Annotated in this window: 22 protein-coding genes; 11 read left to right on the top strand and 11 right to left on the bottom strand. The window is 44.2% G+C overall.

Annotated elements, in window-relative coordinates:
- Positions 1-46: 46 nt before the first annotated feature.
- From ACK8OT_RS11320 to hrpB, 4 genes are all read right to left on the bottom strand, one after another.
- Positions 47-1,591 carry an FUSC family protein gene (locus tag ACK8OT_RS11320; protein ID WP_410196624.1) on the bottom strand — a complete coding sequence of 515 codons (1,545 nt, stop codon included), beginning with the start codon at positions 1,589-1,591 and terminating at the stop codon, positions 47-49.
- A 3-nt stretch (positions 1,592-1,594) separates the two neighbouring features.
- Positions 1,595-2,464, bottom strand: coding sequence for an HlyD family secretion protein (locus ACK8OT_RS11315; RefSeq protein ID WP_410196623.1), 870 nt, complete (start codon positions 2,462-2,464; stop codon positions 1,595-1,597).
- A 14-nt stretch (positions 2,465-2,478) separates the two neighbouring features.
- Positions 2,479-2,697 (bottom strand): DUF1656 domain-containing protein, encoded by a 219-nt coding sequence (locus tag ACK8OT_RS11310; RefSeq protein ID WP_410196622.1) that lies wholly within the window; start codon positions 2,695-2,697, stop codon positions 2,479-2,481.
- Positions 2,698-3,124: 427 nt separating this feature from the next.
- Positions 3,125-5,554 (bottom strand): ATP-dependent helicase HrpB, encoded by a 2,430-nt coding sequence (gene hrpB / locus ACK8OT_RS11305; RefSeq protein WP_410196621.1) that lies wholly within the window; start codon positions 5,552-5,554, stop codon positions 3,125-3,127.
- A gap of 148 nt (positions 5,555-5,702) precedes the next feature.
- Here hrpB and sfsA point away from each other — a divergent pair, with 148 nt between their 5' ends.
- The 8 genes from sfsA to panD all read left to right on the top strand — a co-directional run bounded on the left by sfsA (position 5,703) and on the right by panD (position 12,464).
- The gene (sfsA, locus tag ACK8OT_RS11300) at positions 5,703-6,413 is read left to right on the top strand and encodes a DNA/RNA nuclease SfsA (protein WP_410196620.1); all 711 of its coding nucleotides are present in this window, start codon (positions 5,703-5,705) and stop codon (positions 6,411-6,413) included.
- A 165-nt stretch (positions 6,414-6,578) separates the two neighbouring features.
- Positions 6,579-7,028, top strand: a complete 450-nt coding sequence (dksA, locus tag ACK8OT_RS11295) for an RNA polymerase-binding protein DksA (protein ID WP_233070833.1) — start codon at positions 6,579-6,581, stop codon at positions 7,026-7,028.
- 71 nt (positions 7,029-7,099) lie between these two features.
- Entirely contained in the window at positions 7,100-8,041 is a 942-nt protein-coding gene (gene gluQRS / locus ACK8OT_RS11290; protein WP_410196619.1) for a tRNA glutamyl-Q(34) synthetase GluQRS, read from the top strand.
- A 517-nt stretch (positions 8,042-8,558) separates the two neighbouring features.
- Complete coding sequence (gene pcnB, locus ACK8OT_RS11285; RefSeq protein ID WP_410196680.1) at positions 8,559-9,839, top strand: polynucleotide adenylyltransferase PcnB; 1,281 nt, start codon at positions 8,559-8,561, stop codon at positions 9,837-9,839.
- Positions 9,836-10,327: a 2-amino-4-hydroxy-6-hydroxymethyldihydropteridine diphosphokinase gene (gene folK / locus ACK8OT_RS11280; protein ID WP_410196618.1), complete on the top strand. Its 492-nt coding sequence runs from the start codon at positions 9,836-9,838 to the stop codon at positions 10,325-10,327. The genes pcnB and folK overlap by 4 nt, the downstream gene beginning before the upstream one ends.
- A gap of 29 nt (positions 10,328-10,356) precedes the next feature.
- The gene (gene panB, locus ACK8OT_RS11275; protein ID WP_410196617.1) at positions 10,357-11,151 is read left to right on the top strand and encodes a 3-methyl-2-oxobutanoate hydroxymethyltransferase; all 795 of its coding nucleotides are present in this window, start codon (positions 10,357-10,359) and stop codon (positions 11,149-11,151) included.
- Positions 11,152-11,158: 7 nt separating this feature from the next.
- Positions 11,159-12,013 carry a pantoate--beta-alanine ligase gene (panC, locus tag ACK8OT_RS11270; protein ID WP_410196616.1) on the top strand — a complete coding sequence of 285 codons (855 nt, stop codon included), beginning with the start codon at positions 11,159-11,161 and terminating at the stop codon, positions 12,011-12,013.
- Positions 12,014-12,083: 70 nt separating this feature from the next.
- Complete coding sequence (panD, locus tag ACK8OT_RS11265; RefSeq protein ID WP_410196615.1) at positions 12,084-12,464, top strand: aspartate 1-decarboxylase; 381 nt, start codon at positions 12,084-12,086, stop codon at positions 12,462-12,464.
- 71 nt (positions 12,465-12,535) lie between these two features.
- Here the strand turns inward: panD and trmB are convergent, their stop codons facing one another.
- The 4 genes from trmB to hpt form a co-directional block, all read right to left on the bottom strand.
- A complete protein-coding gene (gene trmB, locus ACK8OT_RS11260; RefSeq protein WP_410196614.1) occupies positions 12,536-13,192 on the bottom strand; it encodes a tRNA (guanine(46)-N(7))-methyltransferase TrmB in 657 nt (218 codons plus the stop codon).
- Positions 13,189-13,962 carry an ABC transporter permease gene (locus ACK8OT_RS11255; RefSeq protein ID WP_410196613.1) on the bottom strand — a complete coding sequence of 258 codons (774 nt, stop codon included), beginning with the start codon at positions 13,960-13,962 and terminating at the stop codon, positions 13,189-13,191. The genes trmB and ACK8OT_RS11255 overlap by 4 nt, the downstream gene beginning before the upstream one ends.
- Positions 13,962-14,873 (bottom strand): ABC transporter ATP-binding protein, encoded by a 912-nt coding sequence (locus ACK8OT_RS11250; protein ID WP_410196612.1) that lies wholly within the window; start codon positions 14,871-14,873, stop codon positions 13,962-13,964. The genes ACK8OT_RS11255 and ACK8OT_RS11250 overlap by 1 nt, the downstream gene beginning before the upstream one ends.
- 69 nt (positions 14,874-14,942) lie before the next feature.
- Positions 14,943-15,470 (bottom strand): hypoxanthine phosphoribosyltransferase, encoded by a 528-nt coding sequence (hpt, locus tag ACK8OT_RS11245; RefSeq protein ID WP_410196611.1) that lies wholly within the window; start codon positions 15,468-15,470, stop codon positions 14,943-14,945.
- Positions 15,471-15,720: 250 nt separating this feature from the next.
- Here hpt and ACK8OT_RS11240 point away from each other — a divergent pair, with 250 nt between their 5' ends.
- The gene (locus ACK8OT_RS11240; protein ID WP_410196610.1) at positions 15,721-16,341 is read left to right on the top strand and encodes a TetR/AcrR family transcriptional regulator; all 621 of its coding nucleotides are present in this window, start codon (positions 15,721-15,723) and stop codon (positions 16,339-16,341) included.
- 78 nt (positions 16,342-16,419) lie between these two features.
- On the opposite strand, the gene ACK8OT_RS11235 is transcribed toward ACK8OT_RS11240, so the two are convergent.
- The 3 genes from ACK8OT_RS11235 to ACK8OT_RS11225 all read right to left on the bottom strand — a co-directional run bounded on the left by ACK8OT_RS11235 (position 16,420) and on the right by ACK8OT_RS11225 (position 18,935).
- On the bottom strand, positions 16,420-17,040 hold the full coding sequence (locus ACK8OT_RS11235) for a UbiX family flavin prenyltransferase (protein WP_410196609.1): 621 nt from the start codon (positions 17,038-17,040) through the stop codon (positions 16,420-16,422).
- Positions 17,024-18,397, bottom strand: a complete 1,374-nt coding sequence (gene mpl, locus ACK8OT_RS11230) for a UDP-N-acetylmuramate:L-alanyl-gamma-D-glutamyl-meso-diaminopimelate ligase (RefSeq protein WP_410196608.1) — start codon at positions 18,395-18,397, stop codon at positions 17,024-17,026. The genes ACK8OT_RS11235 and mpl overlap by 17 nt, the downstream gene beginning before the upstream one ends.
- A 109-nt stretch (positions 18,398-18,506) precedes the next feature.
- The gene (locus tag ACK8OT_RS11225) at positions 18,507-18,935 is read right to left on the bottom strand and encodes a hypothetical protein (RefSeq protein WP_410196607.1); all 429 of its coding nucleotides are present in this window, start codon (positions 18,933-18,935) and stop codon (positions 18,507-18,509) included.
- Positions 18,936-19,127: 192 nt separating this feature from the next.
- Between ACK8OT_RS11225 and ACK8OT_RS11220 the strand changes: the two genes are divergently transcribed.
- Together ACK8OT_RS11220 and ACK8OT_RS11215 are read left to right on the top strand one after the other, a co-directional pair.
- The gene (locus ACK8OT_RS11220) at positions 19,128-20,030 is read left to right on the top strand and encodes a hypothetical protein (protein ID WP_410196606.1); all 903 of its coding nucleotides are present in this window, start codon (positions 19,128-19,130) and stop codon (positions 20,028-20,030) included.
- 518 nt (positions 20,031-20,548) lie between these two features.
- Positions 20,549-21,214 (top strand): DUF2796 domain-containing protein, encoded by a 666-nt coding sequence (locus tag ACK8OT_RS11215; RefSeq protein ID WP_410196605.1) that lies wholly within the window; start codon positions 20,549-20,551, stop codon positions 21,212-21,214.
- Positions 21,215-21,229 lie beyond the last annotated feature (15 nt).

The following is a 21,229-nucleotide window of genomic DNA, read 5'->3' as shown; positions in this document are numbered from 1 at the left end:
CTAATCGGTATTAACAATTAGCCATCGAAGGGAAACAAATTTGCGGTTATTGGTATTGATATTTACCTTGAATGGTCTCAGCAACCATAGTCACAACTCTAAAAATAAGTAAGAAGAAGAACAAGCACAACAACATCATCAATGTCGACGTAAAGTCATAAACGGGGGTCAAATTGGTTGCATTAGTCGTCATAAGAATCAACATAAAGGAACCAAAAAGTCGATGAACGGCATGCTCAGGCTTAGCAAATACGGACCAAATAACATACAAGTTTATAAAGTAGAAGCACCATAGCTGCCAGCCCTGCGATAACTGCGGCAATAAAAATAAGTATTGCAGTATCGGTAAGACACACCAAATAGCCATGCCAAACATCACCTTACTGATCATCTGACTAGGATAACTTGCCACACTGACTACCATAGATGCGGCTAACAGCGGGAAAACAAACCCCATAGGAATAGGCAAGTAATGCCACAAACCAAAACAAATAATAAGCGTCACGGCCGTGATAGCACAGGCTGGGTAAGCTTGTTTATAATCCTGCTTCGGTGCATATGCTTGCCACTGGGGAAGCGGCTTCAGTTTACGCGACATCCTACCAGAAAAGTTATGCTTTAGTTCATCATAGGATTTAACGAAACGAGACTGTAAATCATAAATCGATGTTAATAACGCAGAGGTCTTATCAGGTTTTGCATTAGCACCTTCACACAAGGATTGAAAAGCATCTAAATCAGAATCAACCAGGCCTTGTTTTAACGCAGATAAACGAGTTGCGATATCTGTTAAAGCATTAACCGCATGCTCTCTCTCCGCCATCGATAGCTCTGTAGTGGAATACTGCTGCAGTATTTTGTTGTATTGGTTACTCGTTTCAATCAACTCATAAATAAAAGCCTGCCAATAGGTTACCTTAAACCTCAAGCGGTAACTTTCAACCAGAGGCAAGGTAAGCAGTCCCATTAATTCTTCAAGTCGTTTAACATCTAACTGGAAGTCTTCCCAGCCATGTTTCACCTCGGTTTGCTCATCACGGCTTAGCTGCTTACACAAAAGTTGAATTCGTTCTATGCTGTCGTCTAGGCTGTTTTCAAAACGATTGAAAAAATCGGACTCCGTTGTTACCGGATAGATAAACGTATATACCGCACTGTAGCACGCCACACCGAGCAACGTTTCCTGCAACCGCAAAATAGAAAATTGGAAAGATGCATCTACATCCAAACCCCCACTAAAACAAATGACAGCACTAACAGATGTGGCCACATTAAAGATGTATCCGTAGCGAAGACTAAAAGATAAAAAACAGCAAATCGTTGTTAGGACGATAAAACAGGCCATGAAAATAAATGGCGCTTGGGCAAACATAGCGATTAGAAACCAAGCTGCACCTACGCCAAGAATTGTTCCAAACACTCGGTGTTGGGCTTTTCTTATTGAATGACCAAAGGTTTCATTGCCACACAAAACAATAACGGTGATACCTGCCCAATATGGTTTATCCCAGCCAAACCAAAGAGCCAAAAAGATGGAGGAAGCGATGGCAATCGCAACTTTAGCAGCCTCAATATGAACTCGCCCACTCATGGCTTACTTATCCGACGCTTGATGAATTAAAATTGAAGCAGTGGTGCCCACTCGCAAGGTTACATCTTGTGGCAGATTGTCCACCTTAATTTTTACAGGTAAGCGTTGAGCAAGGCGGATCCACTGAAAGTTAGGGCTCACGTTTGGTAATTGATAGTTACCTATACTGCCGTCACTTTGAGCAATACCATAACCGACATTAAGCACTTCTCCAGGAAATGACTGATCCGGATACGCCATCAATGTCACCCAAGCGGCATCGCCTTTATTTATGTGCTTGATATCTGTTTCTTTGAAATAACCTTCTATCCAAAAGCTATTCTGATCGATCAAGGCAAAAACGGGTTGATTGGCTACAACTTGAGAACCAAGTGCGAGGCGCAAGTTTGTTATATAGCCAGAAACCGGAGCATAAACTTGAGTAAAACTGACATTCAACTCAGCATTCTTAACTGCGGCTTGTGCCGCTTTCACGTTAGCTCTAGCAGATTCAACGGCGTTACTTAGATTATTCAAATTAAGCTTAGATACACTACCAGGCGTACGTTTTTCTAAACCTAAACTACGGTTATTTTCGTTGATGGCTCTAGCTAACACTGTTTCCATCTGAGCTAAATTAGCTTGAGCCCGCTCTAAATCAGCTTGATAGGTTTGAGGGTCAATTTCAAACAATAAGTCCCCCTCATTAACCACCTGATTATCTTGAATATGTACCTTGATGATAGGGCCTGTTACCCGCGGCGTCACTTCAACAATATTCGCTCGCACGTAGCCATCTCTGGTCCAAGGGTTATTCATGTAATGTTCAAATTTAATCACCACTAGCACAACGGCAATGGCAATGATGGCAAATGTTAATATTTTACGTTTCATCAAGTTAACCCACTCTAACTAGGAATAACAAAAAAGCTAAGTAAGACGGTATAAATAACGGCAAAACTAAGTTCCACAATCGCTGGCCAAGCCAAGTATCTCAGTAAATTAAACTTTGATATTAAGCTCATCGTCATCGACGCTAATATAAACGCTAGCACTACCGAGATAAGTAATGGAGGTAAATATATTTCACCTAGCAAAAATTCTTTAGGGATAAAGTCGTTCAACATATCTGTTCACATTGTGTTATTTCACATACTGATTTCAGCAAATATCGCATAAACCAACACCCACCTTCATTCGTGTTAGAACATTGTATCATCTTGACTACATTATTATTACTAACCAGTTCAAATTAAATATTATTTGGCTCTGGTGACGACTCAGTCGTCATTCATTGCAAAGGATAAATCCGGCAAGTCAGTCGCTAAGGTTTTGCTGGCTGACTGACAAATGCAACAAGCATCGCGGATTCACGCCGAGTTACACGAACCATTTCACTCTGAGCAAGATGTTATAGTAACTCAAGGGCAAATCAATATTGGGCTTATACCTAATAATTTATTGGTTTACCCTTAGGTTTACTCCTAGGTTTACTCTTAGGTTGACCCTTTTATCCGCTCTTAGAAAAGTGGCAAAGAAACTATATTGCACAAATTATTCTGGCAGTTCCCAGTTGTGTTTGGGATATCGCCCTTTCATCTCTTTTTTTACTTGTTGATAGCTGCCTTGCCAAAAACCGGCAAGATCTCGGGTCATTTGCAGCGGCCTTGCGGCGGGAGACAATAAGACAACGGTGATCGGCACTCGGCCATTTGCGATAGTTGGAGTTTGTTTTACACCAAACATATGCTGAAGTTTGACTTCAAAAAATGGCGCATGCTCGCCGTGATAGTGGATCTTCACTTTGCGCCCGTGCGGTGGCTGATAATACTTAGGGAAATGTTGTTCTATGGCTTGCTGCATCGGCCAGCTAAGAATTTGCTTCACCAGAGTTAAAGTATCTAACTTTAAAACCTCATCTAAACGCCTGCAATTTATGATATAAGGCGCCAACCAATCAGAAATAGTTGCGCGTAAATTTTCTTGAGATAAATCGGGTAATGCCAACTCAGGCATTAATCCTCGCGCATATTCAACCAAAGCTATGTATTCAAGTGCTGCTGGGGATAGTGGTAACGCAGGTAGCGCTAAAATCCCATCGATAAGGGCTTGTGATATTAAGTCTGAGTCAATTTTTTGCATCGGTTGACTTGATAACACAATCTCCCCTAAACAAACTTGCTCCCTCCCTTTCACTTTTTTGCTGCTGGCATCCCAATAGACTTTCGCCTGTCGCACGATCAAATGCGGCAAATACGCTTCGACATGTTCCAGATCTAGCGGGGCACCATTAAAGGCCATGACATCTTTTTGTTCACTTTGACCGCCCAGCTCCGCGGCCACCAGCATGTTGCAATGATAAAGAGCATGTTCAGGATAAAGCATCATGCCCACGCCACAAGAAAGTAACCAACTGTCTCCCTGTTGCCGCTTCATGGCGATACGATCGGGGTAAGCAAGTGCTAACACTAATCCGGTGAAATGAGACGGTAAGGCGTTTGGTGCCTTCAGGCCTATTTTTTTTAGGGTTTGCAAATAGAGCTGTTGCCCCTCTTTATTAAGTGCCCTCTCTACTAGATAAGACAGATCCGCTTGCTGCCCGTTTGCCCCTCCGGATAAGGAAGCGGTTTGACTCAATAACACCATAAGCTTAGCGGCTAAAGCAGTGACTCCCGTTAAACCATGAACTTGCTCAAGCCATTTAGCTTTGAGTAGCATATGAGAGCCGCGCACCCCACTTGAAAACTGCAACATGGCTTGGCCATGAGCCGTCAACTTACCTTGTTCATTAACGGCTTCAAGTCTTTGTAACAAGTGTACCGCCTGACGCCAGCTCACCGCAGGTGGCGCAGTAACCCAAGTAAGTTGATTGGGCTCTTGGATCCCCCACCCCGCAAGCTCTAACACTAAATCAGTTAAATCAACTTCATTAATCTGTGGCTGACTATGTGACTCTAAGCCACTGTAACCTTCTTGATTTATCAAGCGATAACAACGTCCTGCTTGAACTCGACCAGCGCGTCCCATGCGCTGCATGGCTGATGCTTGGCTTATCAACTTGGTGGTTAAACGGGTACTGCCTGTGCGACTGTCTAATTTAACCCGCCGCTCGCGCATAGAGTCAATCACCACACTGATCCCCGCGATGGTCAAACTGGTTTCTGCAATATTAGTGGCAAGTACAATTTTACGCTCATTCGCCCTAGGTGCTGCGATGGCTTTGCGCTGCTCGGCTAATGGCAAGCCACCAAATAAGGGACAAACGATAATATCGCGCCAAGCTTGCTCTTGCAGACGTTGGTACAGTTGCACTATTTCCTTTTTACCCGGCAAAAACACCAAAATATTACCATCATCCGCCATCACGGCTTGTTTAACTTGTTCGGCTAAGGCATCAATCAAATACCGTGTTTGAATAGCCCCACAATAAACCACGTCGACGGCAAACATACGCCCTTCACAGCTTAACACCTTGGCATCGGGCATCACTTTTTGCAGCGACAAATTATCTAAGGTGGCTGACATGACCATAAGTTTAAGATCATCACGCAGAGCAGTTTGGACATCCAAGCAAAGCGCAAGCCCCAGATCGGCATGTAAATTCCGCTCATGAAATTCATCAAATATAATTAAATCTATGCCCGTTAATTCAGGATCCGATTGCAACATTCGGGTTAAAACCCCTTCAGTGACAATTTCGAGCCGAGTTTGATGAGATACCTGTGTCTCCCCGCGCATACGATAGCCAACAGACTCGCCAACCGATTCCCCAAGTTGCTCAGCAAGATAATAAGCGATGTTTTTTGCCGCTAATCGCCTTGGCTCAAGCAGAATAATTTTGCCTGTGATTAGCTCCCTCTGCTGCAATAAAAACAAAGGCAAGGCCGTTGATTTACCCGCTCCGGTAGGCGCTTGCAAAATAATCTGGTTATATTGGCTAATACTGGCCGTTATGGCTGAAAATAACGATTCGATGGGCAGCACGACGTTTTACCTTATCTACTAAATCCGGCGCCATCTTAACCTAAGGCCAAAGCCTTAACCAACAGCGGGCCCACATTAAAGCGAGATTTGACTCACTGCTTTTTGCCAAATAAGGTAACCCATTTTCCTCACAATAGAAGAGGCTCAAGTGCAATTTGATTCCGCGCTGCAAGCGGCTACCTTAGTTCGCCGATACAAACGTTTTTTGGCCGATGTCATTTTAGCCGATGGCAGCGAGATCACCGTCCATGTCGCCAATACCGGAGCCATGACTCACTGCGGAGAGCCGGGTGATACCGTCTGGTTAAGCGACTCCAACAACAGCAAACGTAAGTACCGATACAGCTGGGAATACACCCAAAACGCGGCAGGCGATTTAATCTGTGTTAACACCCAAAGAGCAAATCAAGTTGTTAAAGAAGGACTCATAAAGCAACAAATTGCCCCACTATCGAGCTATCAGCAAATCACCAGTGAAGTCAAATATGGTAGCGAAAATAGCCGTATCGACTTTCTCTTACGCCAACCCGCACTGCCTGATTGCTATGTCGAGGTAAAAAGTGTCACTTTACTTGAGCAGGGGTTGGGATGGTTTCCCGACACCCAAACCGTGCGCGGGCAAAAACATTTACGCGAGCTAATAGAAGTAAAACAAACAGGGGCAAGAGCCGTGTTGTTATTTGCGGTTATGCACAGCGGAATAAAGCAGGTGAGAGCGGCAAAACACCTTGATCCCATCTATACTGAATTGATAGGTCAGGCGGTTGCCAGTGGGGTTGAAATATATGCCTATGGTGCTGCCATGGATATTGAACAAATCAGCTTAGAATATGTACTAAGTTGGATAAATAATCCTTAACCCAAATTATTACGTACTGGTTAAGATAGAAGCAAAAACATCGGATTAATTGTAGCTTGAGCAAAAAAAGATAAATTGCAATTGATCCACGTCAGCTATTTTGCTATAGATAGCCGCCTTATTTTTGCTTCCATCACTAGTTAAGTGTGTAAAAGGAGAAACGTCATGCCAGAAGGCAAGGCTAAAAAGACACTGGGCGTATTGTCAATTGCTGGACTTGACCCATACCAAGAGAAGCCTGGTGAAGAGTTCATGAATGACGCTCAACTTGAGCACTTTAAAACCATTCTAGAAGCTTGGCGCAACCAGTTACGACAAGAAGTTGACCGTACCGTCGGCCATATGAAAGACGAAGCGGCTAACTTTCCAGATCCCGTTGACCGTGCAGCACAAGAAGAAGAGTTCAGCCTTGAGTTACGCGCCCGAGATCGTGAACGTAAATTGATCAAAAAGATCGAGAAAACGTTACAAAAAATTGAAGATGGCGACTTCGGCTACTGTGATAGCTGTGGTATCGAAATCGGCATTCGACGTTTAGAAGCAAGACCAACCGCCGATTTATGTATCGATTGTAAAACCCTTGCTGAAATAAAAGAGCGTCAGTTAGCCGGTTAATCCGCATTCAATACAGACACTTTACTAAAGGGGCATTAGCCCCTTTTTGCTTTAACTAGATAAACATAACCATGACCCTTGTCCCTGCATCCCCTATCGCTCGCTCAGATACAGACGCATTATTAAGCAAGCCTTATATAGGCCGATTTGCCCCCAGCCCTTCTGGGCCGTTGCATTTTGGCTCACTGATTGCAGCTTTGGGCAGTTACTTACAAGCCAAAGCCAATCAAGGCAAATGGCTAGTGCGCATTGAAGACATAGATCCGCCCAGAGAAGTAGCAGGAGCTGATAAAGCCATTTTGGCCTCCTTGGAGCAATATGGCCTAACTTGGGATGGCCCAGTTCGCTACCAAAGCCAGCAAACAGAGCACTACGAATATGTGCTGACACAACTCAGGCAGCAAGCGTTAACTTATGCATGTCAATGCACTCGCGCCATGATCAAGCAGCAAGGTGGGTTATACTTAGGCACTTGCCGTCATCTGGGTTTAACCGACAAAAATAACGCTATTCGTTTGCATGTTAAGCAAGGCATCACCGAGTTTACGGACAAGTTACAAGGTAGGGTCAAAATCAACCCCGCGATGGCAAATGAAGATTTCATTATAAAGCGTAAAGATGGGTTGTACGCCTATAATCTAGCCGTCACCTTGGACGACATAGATCAAGGGATCACCGAAGTCGTTAGAGGCGCGGATTTACTTGAGCCTACCGCGCGTCAAATTGGCTTAATGCAATTGCTCAATGCCCCAGTGCCTGATTATGTGCATTTACCTTTAGCGGTCACCAAGCCCGGCTTTAAACTATCAAAGCAAAACCATGCCCCAGCAATATCAGACCAAGATATCCGCCAAACCACGTGGCGCGCGCTCGCTTTTTTAGGTCAACAACCACCCAAAGCTCTGATGGAAGAGCCACAGGAAAACATACTTAATTGGGCTATTTCAAACTGGCAATTGGATAAAGTCGCTCATCAAACCGAGCAATTACTTACAACAGAGCCGACAACCTAGGGTATGAATAAACGCAAAATTGCAAACTAACACCTTTAACCTGAACTTAAGGTAACTAAACCCTATATCTGGATATGCTTGATTTTTTGCAAGTATTTACAGGCAGTGATAGAGGAAATGGCTTTCACCTTATCATAATCAATAACGCAGCATTAGCGTGCCTAAGATTGAAAACGCGGCGGCGCTTTGAAACAGGCCTTAGCAAATTGATTAGGTAAAAGTACACAGAGTCGCGAGGGAACAATAGCATAGCAAACACAGCAATTAAGGGTATCAGTTGTGTTTAGCGCCACCCTTGCATATTATATGCGCCTAAAATATCGGCGCGTTTCAGAGGATATAGACCATTAAGCGTATAAAAGAATTTTGCAAAAAAGTGTTGGGGAAAAAGTCTCAGCCGCGAACGGCTCCCGTTGCCGCGCCTGCAAACACAGCAACCGCAAAGCCTACTCGAAGAAAAAAGGCAAAGCCTGCTACATCAACCAAAACACCACAAACAGCTGACAGCGGCACCAGCATCAGCCGCAGCGAGCACAGCATTTCTCGAAATGACATTAGTGAAAATGCACTTAAAGTACTATACCGATTACATAAGTCAGGCCATAAAGCCTATTTAGTTGGCGGTGGTGTACGCGATTTATTACTTGGCCTAAAACCCAAAGACTTTGACATCGCTACCGATGCAACCCCAGAGCAAGTTAAAAAACTGTTTCGTAATTGTCGTTTGGTTGGCCGCCGCTTTCGTCTGGCTCATATTCTATTCGGCCGTGACATTATTGAAGTTGCGACCTTACGAGGCCATCACAGCGAAGGTGACGACGAAAAACACGTTTCCGCTCAATCACAGCAAGGCATGCTGCTGCGTGATAATGTCTACGGCTCAATAGAAGAAGACGCCGAGCGCCGCGATTTCACCGTCAATGCCTTATATTATGATATTGCAGACTTTTCTTTGCGTGATTTTTGTAATGGCTTATCGGATTTAGAGCGTCGCAAAATTGAACTGATTGGCGATCCCGAAACCCGTTATCGCGAAGATCCGGTGAGAATGCTGCGTGCGGTCAGGTTTGCCGTTAAACTGGATATGGACATCAGTGAGCGAACCCGCGCCCCCATTCGAGAACTGGCGCCGCTGTTAAAAGAGATCCCACCAGCTCGTTTATTTGAAGAGAGCCTTAAGTTATTACTTTCAGGCCAAGGCTTAGCGACATATAAACTGCTACAGCAATATAATTTACTGCAACAGCTTTATCCTGTGTCCTTTGTTAACGGTGAAGATCCTAAATCTGAAGCCTTGATCCACGCCGCATTAGCGAGCACCGACGAGCGTATCAAGGCTGATTTACGCGTGACGCCTGCGTTTCTCTATGCTGCCATCTTATGGTATCCGGTAGAGCAAAAAACCCAAGAGATCATTGCCGAAAGTGGGTTACCTTTTAACGACGCCTTTTTAATGGCGATGAACGAAATACTTGACTTTCAAGTTAAAAGCATTGCTATCCCGAAACGCTTTAGCACCACCATGCGCGATATTTGGGTATTACAAACTCGCATGCCTAAGCGATACGGTAAACATGCTTATCGCATCTTCCATCATCCAAAATTTCGTGCTGCTTATGATTTTCTACAGTTACGTGCGGATATTGAGGGCGGTGAGCTGATTGAACTTTGTGAATGGTGGACCGACTTCCAAGAGCAAGACGAAGACGGTAAACGTGCCATGGTAGCTAAACTCAATAAACCTGCGAGTAAAAAACGTCGCTATTCGAAAAAGAAACCGAGACCGGCCACCTCATGATCCCCACTTTATGTTATATCGCCTTAGGCAGTAACCAAGGCGATCCCGTGGCAAAAGCTAATTCTGCGATCTCGGTGCTATCGGCTCATCCCGATTTAACCGTCACATCAGTATCAAGTTTGTATCGCAGTGCCCCTATGGGGCCGCAAGATCAGCCCGATTACATCAACGCAGTGTTAGCTATCGAAACTCACCTCGATGCCATTGAATTGCTCGACGCGCTTCAGCAAATTGAACTAGAGCATGGCCGCGAGCGTAAAGATGAACGTTGGGGCCCGCGCACACTAGACTTAGATATTTTGTTGTTTGGTCAAGAAACCATTAACAATCCACGTTTAACTGTGCCCCACTATGGCATGAAAGTGCGAGAGTTTGTAATATACCCCCTTTTAGAGATAGCACCGCAGCTTGTCCTGCCTTGTGGTACAAGTTTAATCAGCCTTGCTGATAATTGCGATAGAAATGGCTTAGAAGTCTATAACCTATAACGATTTCTCAACGCCACATTGGAGAACAAATGAGTAAAATATCCGCATCCCGCTTATTAAAAATGAAGCAAGAGCAGCAAAAAATCACTTGTATTACTGCTTATGATGCCAGTTTTGCTAGCTTATTCGACCAAGCTGGTATTCAAGTATTATTAGTCGGCGATTCACTCGGTATGGTACTCCAAGGCCACGACTCAACTCTCCCTGTTACCTTAGATGATATCAGCTATCACACCCGTGCTGTAAAAGCAGGCAGTGACAAAGCACTGATCATAGCTGACTTACCATTTATGACCTATTCCAGCCCAGAGCAGACCTATGAAAGTGCCGCGCAGTTAATGCGTGCTGGTGCGCATATGGTGAAACTGGAAGGCGGCTTGTGGTTAGCGGATACCATTACCGGATTAACACAACGCGGCGTGCCTGTGTGTGGTCATTTAGGACTAACGCCCCAATCGGTTAACGTATTTGGCGGCTATAAAGTACAAGGCCGCGGCGATGAGCAAGCGCAGCAGCTCAAACAAGATGCGCTAGCGCTTGAAGCCGCCGGAATACAACTATTGGTATTGGAATGTGTTCCCGTACCTGTTGCCGAGGCCATCACTCAAGCCCTAACCATTCCGGTTATCGGCATTGGTGCAGGTAATGTCACCGATGGCCAAATTTTGGTCATGCATGATGCTTTTGGTATTTCTGCTGGTTTTTGCCCTAAGTTTTCTAAAAACTTTCTGACCGAGACAGGTGATATCAGAAAAGCCGTCGCGCTTTACAAAAGCCAAGTTGAAAGCGGCGAATTCCCCGCACCTGAGCACAGTTTTTACTAGGTAGATCATGGATATAACTCAAAACATTGATGAGATCCGCGCCACCGTTAAAGGCTGGCGCCAACAAGGCTTGCGGGTGGCTTTTGTCCCCACTATGGGTAACTTACATCAAGGTCACCTGACCTTAGTAGAGGTAGCCAAACAACATGCTGACAAAGTGGTGGTGAGCATTTTTGTCAATCCGATGCAGTTTGATCGCGCCGAAGATTTACAAGCCTATCCGCGCACCTTAGATCAAGACGCACAATTGTTGATAGCCCATGACGCCGATCTGCTGTTTACACCCACGCCAGAGATCATTTACCCCCAAGGTGTTGCTAGCCATACCTATGTTGATGTGCCGGGAATTTCAGAAGTGCTAGAAGGCGCGCTGCGCCCAGGCCATTTTAAAGGCGTTAGCACGGTTGTCACTAAGCTGTTCAACATTGTTCAACCTGATGTCGCTTGCTTTGGTGAAAAAGACTTTCAGCAACTTGCTTTGATCCGCAAAATGACTACCGATCTTGCTCTACCGATAGAAATAATTGGCGTTCCCACGGTCAGAGCTGAATCCGGATTAGCCTTAAGCTCCCGCAATGGCTATCTGACCCAGACCGAACTAGAGCTGGCACCCAAACTGAACCAAGTAATGAGAGAGTTAGCAGGGCAAATTGCTCAAGGCGAACGAGATATCCAAGCCTTGATACAGCAAGCCACGACACAGCTCAACAGCAATGGATTTAATACCGACCAGATTGATATAGTCGACGCTGTGACTCTGTCTCCTTTAACCGAACAAAGCCAAGATGCAGTGATCTTAATGGCCGCTTACTTAGGCAAAGCCAGACTGATTGATAACTGCACAGTAAATTTGCACCCTTAATCAATTTAATTTATATTGCACCGCTCAAATAGCCCTAACCATTTGAGTGAAACTCGGAGAAAACATTGCCATGCAAAAGGTACTCTTAACAGGCAAACTGCACCAAGCGCGTGTAACTCACGCAGAGCTTAACTATGAGGGCTCATGTGCGATCGACCAAGACTTTATGGACGCAGCTGGTATTTTAGAATACGAGCAAATCGAAATTTATAACATCGACAACGGCGAGCGTTTCTCAACTTACGCTATCGTTGGCGAGCGTGGCTCAAAGATCATTTCTGTTAATGGTGCTGCGGCACGTAAAGCAGCGGTAGGTGATCGTGTGATTATTTGTACCTACGCATCAATGAACGAAGCAGAAATTAAAAGCCACAAGCCAAGCTTGGTTTACCTTGATGCGAATAACAATATTGTTCGCACCAGCAAGGATGTACCAGTACAAGTAGCCTAATTACTGTATTGCGATACAAAAAAAGGACGAATTATCGTCCTTTTTTTGTCTCTGCTTGTCAAACCATCATGCTAAAGCGCAACCGCTAAACGCCATGAATCTTGACCACTTGCCCAATATTTTCGTTCAAACGGGGTGATGGCGATATCACTTTGATACTGCTCAACTTGAGTCTCAATCCCAGCTATCGCTAATGCAGCTGCAAACTCATCAACATAGGTTTTCCAGTTACTGCGCACTTCTAACTTACCACCCAGTTGTAAGATAAATGGAAAAACCGCGCTACCGTGCCAACGACGTTGGAAATGCTTTGCCTTTGGCCAAGGGTTGGGATAAAGCAAATAATGATGGCTAAGCTGCCAACCCGCATCCACAGCTAAGCGCCAAAAGTCGTTTAAATCCACCTGTAATAAGACCGCATTATCGGGTAATTCCAATGGGGTTTTAGCCAAGCGGTGAGCAGATTTATCTAATCCAATCACCATCGCCTCAGGATGCATTTGCGCAATTTTAACCGTACTTTCACCCACACCGCAGCAAGAATCAAAGATCAAAGGGCGGCTATCCCCCTTAAGTTGCTCCGCCAATTGGTTAAAAGCAGACAAAGTATGCGCTTGGTACGGCTTTTTAAAGTCGGTACTTAAGTGCTTACGTACCACCTCGTCTAATTGCTCATTTAACCCATCTTGATTAGACTCAACTCGACGAGAATTTCCTAATTCATTCAACTTCTTAACCCTATTCCTTTATTCACTAAATAGTAGGCAACGCTGTAAAAAGCAGCAATAAACGTGATAATAACCAATAATGACACCCACACCGAAACATCGGACACACCTAAAAAGCCATAGCGAAAGGCATTGATCATGTACACCACTGGATTAAGCTGCGATACCCCTTGCCAAAAGTCAGGTAACATACTGATGGAGTAAAATACACCGCCAAGGTAGGTTAACGGCGTTAACACAAAGGTCGGAATAATACTGATATCATCAAAGCTTTTGGCAAAGATGGCATTAATAAAACCCGCCAGCGCAAAGGTGATAGAGGTCAGCAGCACAGTGAGCGCTAAAATAAATAAGTGGTGGATGGCCAGCGGAACAAACAACAACGAGATACAAGTAACAATGAATCCTACCAATAAACCGCGTGCGACCCCACCGCCAACATAACCTAAGATCATAATATGGTTAGGTACCGGCGCCACCAGCAGCTCTTCAACATTGCGCTGAAATTTAGCACTGTAAAATGAAGAGGCAACATTTGAGTAAGAGTTGGTGATAACCGACATCATGATAAGGCCAGGTACAATAAACTCCATGTAGCTAACCCCGCCCATCTCACCGATGCGCGAGCCGATTAAATTGCCAAAAATAACAAAATACAAACTCATGGTGATCGCTGGCGGTACTAAAGTTTGCACCCAAATACGGGTAAAACGGTGTATTTCTTTAATTAGAATGCTTTTAAAAGCTGTAAAGTAGAGTTGAGCGTGCATTATTTCGCTCCTTGTTGAACTAACTGAACGAAAAGCTCTTCTAAGCGGTTGCTTTTATTACGCATGCTTAACACCTGCACTCCCAGCTCGCTTAACACATTAAACGCGTGATTAAGCCCTTCCCCCTTAGATACTTCTAACTCAAGCGTATGATCATCAAGTAGCGTAAAAGGGGGAGAAATGGTCACTTTTGAAGATATCGGCGTCGTATCTAAAATAAAGGTTTCACGTGCAATGCGTGCCAATAGCGACTTCATGCTGGTGTTTTCAATCAACTCACCCTTATTGATGATGCCAATGTTGCGGCATAAGGTTTCAGCCTCTTCAAGGTAATGCGTGGTCAATACGATAGTGATACCTTGCTGGTTTAATTGGCGTAAAAAAGTCCACATCGAGCGACGTAACTCAATATCAACCCCAGCCGTCGGCTCATCCAAAATCAACAATTTAGGTTGATGCATTAACGCTCTCGCTATCATCAAACGCCGTTTCATGCCGCCCGATAAGGTGCGACTTTGTTGTTTTCGCTTATCCCATAAATCCAATTGCTTTAAGCAAATTTCAGCCCGTTGCCAAGCTTGTTTACGTGGCATTCCGTAATAGCCTGCTTGATTAACTAGAATTTGCTCTACGGGTTCGAACTGATTGAAATTAAATTCTTGAGGTACCAAACCAATATGGCGTTTTGCCGCTTCAAGATCCGTGTCTATATCATCACCAAATATTTTTACTTGGCCTGAAGTTTTATTCACGAGTGAACTTAAGATCCCGATTGTAGTTGATTTACCCGCCCCGTTTGGCCCTAATAAAGCATAAAAATCGCCTTGCTTAACTGATAAGCTAATTCCCTTTAGGGCAGTATTACCGCCTTTGTATACTTTTGTTAAATTATTAATTTCAATCGCGTTCAAACAAGCCACCTTAATATATTGACCAGCAAAAACAAAACTCGTTTTAATCGGTTTTGTTTTTGCTAAGTTTTATTCTGGTACGACTTTACCTATGTAAGGTAAATTTCTATATTTTTGTGCGTAGTCAATACCATAGCCTACCACAAATTCATCCGGAATAGAGAAGCCCACCCAATCAACAGGCACATTTACTTCACGACGTGAAGGCTTGTCCAGTAAGGTACAGATGGTTAAGGAAGCGGGATCACGCATCAACAGCATTTCTCGGATTTTGTTCAGGGTAAAGCCGGTGTCTATGATGTCTTCTACTATCAACACGTCCTTGCCGCGGATTTCATCATCTAGGTCCTTTTTGATTTTTACTTCACGTGAACTTTCCATTTTATCGCCATAGCTCGACGCGGTCATGAAATCGAGTTGCACCGGAAGATCTACTTTTCGGCTTAAATCAGCCAGCAAAATACATGAACCGCGCAATAAGCCAATCATGACTAAGCATTCAGTATTTTTAAATTTTAATTCTATTTCTTTTGCTATTTCACTAATACGTTGCTGTACTTCTTGTTCAGAGATTAAAACCTCTACTGAATGTTTCATAATGTATTCCTAGTGTGGGTTAATTCGTGGTTATTAAATAATGTCACTAATAATAAAGCACTAGCTAACAAAATTCGATAAATCCGGACTCATAAAGCGAATAATTCTGAGTTATGCCATTTTAATATACATAAAATGTAATTTGACAGTCTATTGATTGTACTAATATGAGCGTAAATGATAATCTGCCACGGTATAATTTAATATTATATTTTCATAATTATAACAGCAGTAGACAGTAGACAATATCATGGAACCACGCGCAGAATTTAGACGCCGAACAAGATTGGCACCGGAAGCCCGCCGCAAACAACTGATGGAATGTGCACTGGAAGTTTTCTCTAAACGAGGAATCGGCCGTGCCGGACATGCAGAAATTGCTGAGTTAGCTCAAGTGTCTGTCGCCACGGTTTTTAATTACTTTAACACCCGAGAAGACTTGGTTAATGCCGTTCTTACCGAAGTAGAACTTTACTTCCGCGGTATCGCCTCAGCCGCTTTTGTACAAAGCAAAGATCCTATGGAAACTATCCATGATTACATTGCTTTTGTCGTTGAAGCCGCTTACACCAAACCAGATTACACTCACATTTGGTTAGAGTGGAGCTCTTCGGTTCGAGAAGAAATTTGGCCTCGTTACCTAAAATTACTCGCCCATAACACCGACCTAATGAAGAAAGTTATCAAGCCGGGCTTTGATGACAAAACCTTCGAATGTACGTTAACAGTGGATGAGTTTTGCCGAGCGCTAACCGGTTGCGGCTATATGATTATTCAAATGATCAATCAGCCAAGCAATCCTTCGCAAGATAAAGTAATTGAATTTGTTTATAACTATATTACGGCTATCCTAAGACCAGCCAGTAAGTAGTTTGAATGCAAGTATCGACTAAAGCTGCCATGCATTCGCTGGCAGCTTTTTTAATGGTTTTTTACCAACAATACTGGCTCAATCATCGATTCCCCAGCGCTGACTGGCCTTGTTCTCTATACCAAGATGGTCCAAGATCCGCGCGACCATAAAATCATACAGTTCTTCTATCGTGGTCGGTTGATGATAAAAGCCCGGCGCGGCAGGCATGATGGTTACGCCCATTTGCGATAAGCTCAGCATGTTTTGTAGATGCAAGGTAGACAGTGGGGTTTCTCTGGGCACCAAGATCAAACGCCCTCTTTCTTTCAAAATTACATCCGCAGCTCGCTCAACCAAATTGTCAGATAGGCCATGAGCAATTGCCGCTAAGGTACCGCCGCTGCAAGGACAAATTACCATGGTTTTCGGCGCACCAGAGCCCGATGCAACAGGAGAAAACCAGTCCTTTCCTGCCCATACCTTAATTTGCTCGGGCTGAGCTTGGTACTCCTTGGTTAAATGCTCAGCTAATTGTGCTGGCAGCTCTGGCCAATCTAGATCTAACTCGGTTTTGACCACAATTTTAGCCGCATCAGACATTAGAAAATGCACCTGATATTGGGCTTGAACTAAAGCGTTAAGCAAACGCAGGCCGTAGGCTGCGCCAGAAGCGCCAGTTAACGCTAGGGTCAAACTGCCTTTAAAGGGTTGTTTCACAAGTTACCTCATTGCTACCAAGACGAGCCAATAGCTTTTGGTGAATACCACCAAAACCGCCATTACTCATCACTAAAATACTATCACCGGATTGGGCTCGCGAGATAATATGGTCAATTAAACGGTTTAGATCAGATTCGATAATGGCAGGGGTATCACTATTACTAAAACAAGCCGGTAATGACCAAGTTAATCCCTCGGGCTCAAGGCAATATATAAAATCGGCGGCTTGCAATGAGGTCACCAATTGATCTTGGTGGGTACCCATTTTCATGGTGTTCGAACGAGGCTCTAATACCGCTAAAATGCGCCCATTGCCGACCTTAGCCCGTAGCCCCGCTAAGGTTGTCTGGATCGCGGTTGGATGGTGGGCAAAATCATCATAGAGTGCAATTTGATTCACCGTGCCTTTTAACTCCATACGCCGCTTGGCATTTTTAAAACTAGCCAGCGCCTCAATACTGTGCTCAGCTAGCACCCCAACGTGTTTAGCCGCTGCAATGGTTGCCAGCGCATTGGCCATATTATGCTCGCCCAATAATGACCAACTCACTCGCCCTTGTAATTTTTGCTGATAATAGACATCAAATACGCTGCCATCGGCTTCAATAGCAGTAGCCGACCAATCGTCGTTTAAGGTTTGTTGCTCGCTCCAACACCCCATCGCTAATACTTGCTCAATGCTTGCCGTTTGCGCTGGATATATAATCTGTCCCTGTTGTGGCACTAATCGAACCAAGTGATGGAACTGCTTTTGAATCGCAGCCAGATCAGTAAAAATATCGGCGTGATCGAACTCTAAGTTATTAATGATCAGTGTGCGGGGTTTGTAATGTACGAATTTTGACCGTTTATCAAAAAAGGCGCTATCGTATTCATCCGCTTCAATAACGAAAAAAGGGGTTCCTCCCAAGCGGGCCGACACGCCAAAGCTCTCAGGCACTCCGCCAATCAAAAAGCCAGGCGACATACCCGCATGCTCTAATACCCAAGCCAACATACTTGAAGTCGAGGTTTTACCGTGAGTCCCTGACGCTGCCAGTACCCATTTGTCTTGTAGCACAAAATCATGTAGCCACTGGGGACCAGATATATAAGGTAAATTACGGTTTAGCATGGCTTCCACACATGGATTACCACGACTCATGGCATTACCTACAACAATCAAATCAGGAGCAGGCTCAAGTTGCGCAGGATCATAGCCTTGAATTAGCTCAATACCTTGCTCTTCAAGCTGAGTGCTCATGGGCGGATAAACATTCGCATCAGAGCCCGTCACGCGATGCCCAAGTTGTTTGGCTAAAATGGCAAGGCCACCCATGAAGGTACCGCAAATACCTAAAATATGAATATGCATTATTTTTCTCTTAATTCTGTGCTTATTTGGCTATCGCTATGTTAACTGATGCCATCAACTAAGGCTACAACCCCTATTGAAGCGCTAACAACCGCGCCAATCCAATCAATTAAGGTTTGTTGCTGCCTTTTTCCCTGTTTTGTGAAGCTTCTTTATCGGGCATAACATAGGGGGAGGCTTCAGATTGTGACGTCTCAGGAGGGGTAACTTCGACAAAAACGTCTTGGTTTCGCCATGAGTATGGTCGATAGAAACGGCCAAAACAGTTGTAAACAGGGAAGCTAAAATGTCGGGGTTGAGGCCCATTTAATACTGCGCAGCCAATCGGTAGCTGATAAAGCAAGTTAATGCCTTGCTCGGTTTTAATCCATTCACGCCACTGATTTTCGAGTAAAATTTGCTGCTTAATTTGCCAAGGATCTGGGCTATCCGGTGAAACTTCGCTGCTTTTAACTATGGTTATTGAGCCGGCCAAGCTGGCAAATATCCAGCCACTGCAACAACAGGCGATGATTTTCGCTAGGTATCTGTGCTTCATTATATTTCTCACTTTAAAGCCATCATGTTTGAGGCAACTCGAAGGTAAGTAGCCCAAGCTCGGCAATGGTTTAGGTATAACAAACCCGTTGCAGCATCTATACCGGGATGAGAAATAAATCAAAAAAAATTTGATCTAGATCGAGTTTTTAGCCTATTTGTTAAGTAAGGCACAATGATTCGGGTGGCTAATATGAAACAGATCATTTCACTATTTTTGCTTTTGGCATCCATGGACGTCTTTGCGGTATTGCCCCAAGAGGATAGCGAACCAAGCATCAAGTTGGATTGGTTCTGGCAAGATGAATATGGCCAAGAGCAGGTTGTCAATGCTCAGTTCACCCGTACTCAGCTTAAACTCGGTTTGCAACAGCAGCATCGGATTAATTTCACCTTGAATTCTCCCGTACGCGCATTACACGGCTACATTGGGCCGCGCCTAATGCATGTGCTTGACAGCATTAACGCCGTTTCTCCCGATGATGCAACCAAATTTGTTAGCATTGAACATGCTTTTTCCGTTCGTGACGCTAGCCCCGAATCCACTTTATTTTGGCAAGCTTATTACCAGTACCAAGATGATGCTTTTAATTTCTTAGCTGTCAGCCCTTGTTATGCTCAAGCTGCTGAGCAAGGCCCATGTATTAGGCCAAACTACTCACAAGTGTTTTACCATTCCAGAAGCACCTTTAACGCCCTCGCCGAGCAATTAAAATCCCGAGAAAGCGAAGCCACCTCGATTCAAAATGCGCAAAACTGGGTATTAAATATTCCTGACAGTCAGGAGCGACTCGACACATTTTCACCTCCTCTGGCTGTGTTACTTGAAAATGCCGCAGACAGTGATGAGCGAGCTATTTTGTTAGCCACCTTAATCAGTCAAATAGCACCAAATTACCATATGTTCTTAGTCTATCCGGCGGGTAGCAAAGGTAGCGTGTCACCAGCTTGGTTAACGATAGAAGCGCGCAGTGGCGCAAATGGCGTCCCTGTGGTCATCGATAATCATCAACATACCTTATTAAGTGGCTCTTCAGCCCTACTCAAAGAAATGATGATATCGAATACCCCGATGATCAGTGAGCCACTCTATTAAGGCAAGTACATGATCGTATTAAAAGATAAGTGTCGTTTGGGTTAATAAAATACATTTTCACAGTAAAATGTGTTGGCCTTGGCTGCGCATAAACAATCTTTCATTTAATTGGTCGAAAAAACACTAAACAGATAAAACGAGTTGATATAACATAACACTTGTCTTTAACTAACCTTATACTTGACCAAGTGCAGTATCTACGACACCGATTTAGTATCCTTGTCTTACTTTGTTGGCTTTTTAGCCAAGGCATCCTAGTGCTTCATTGGCATCATGTGCAACAAGAGCCATTTAATCACTCCGACTGCATTTATTGCGTACACTTCAAGCAACCCCTAACACTCGCTACGCCAGCAATCATCCTCGTAGGGATTTTCGTTAGCTGGCTTATTGGTCCTGTATTAAGTCAAACTGCTGTAGAGATTAACATCCCCTATGGCTACCAAACTCGCGCCCCCCCTCATTCATTTGCACCGAGATAAACCATATTTTTAGCCAATTTTGAATGAAGGATTAACATGAAATTTCAACCACAACTACTCAGCGCGAGTCTCATTGCTTTAAGCACCTTATCAACCAACGCACTTAGCCAAGAGCATGAGCATCGCGCCCATGGTAGCCACGAGCATGGTGCAGCTAAACTGGACATCATTTTAGCGGGTAATGAACTTGCTTTTGAATGGGTTACACCCGCTGCAAATTTATTGGGTTTCGAGCACCAAGCAAAAACGGATGAACAAAAACAGAAAGTGAATGAAGTGGCGGCGTTATTGACCGACCCTAGCAATATCGTTGATTTGCCTGAAAGTGCAGGTTGCAGCCTCGGATCTAGCCAGATTAATAGCGATTTATTAATGGCCGAAAAAGAGCATCACGATGAGCATGAGCACGAAGACGAGCATGACCATGAGCATGCCGACGAACATGAGCATGAACATGAAAATGAGCACGAACATGAGGAAAATCATGCCGGTGAACATGAGCACGAAGAAAACCATAGCGCTCATGCCGATATTGCAGTGAGTTATCTCTTTAACTGCAGTAACCCTAGCGCAATCACTCAGTTACCTGTTACTCTATTTGAGCATTTTCCATTAACGGAAAAGGTTCAAGTACAGGGAATTATCAATGATAAACAACTGGCAACGAGCCTTTCCCCAGACAATAACAGCATTACTTGGTGAGGTAACCGGCGCGGA

It is taken from the genome of Motilimonas thetidivivens (assembly GCF_046452435.1).
Classification (GTDB): Bacteria; Pseudomonadota; Gammaproteobacteria; order Enterobacterales; family CBDFNC01; genus Motilimonas.
Note: the sequence above shows the minus strand (reverse complement) of the source record. Positions and strands in the feature narration are given on the sequence as shown.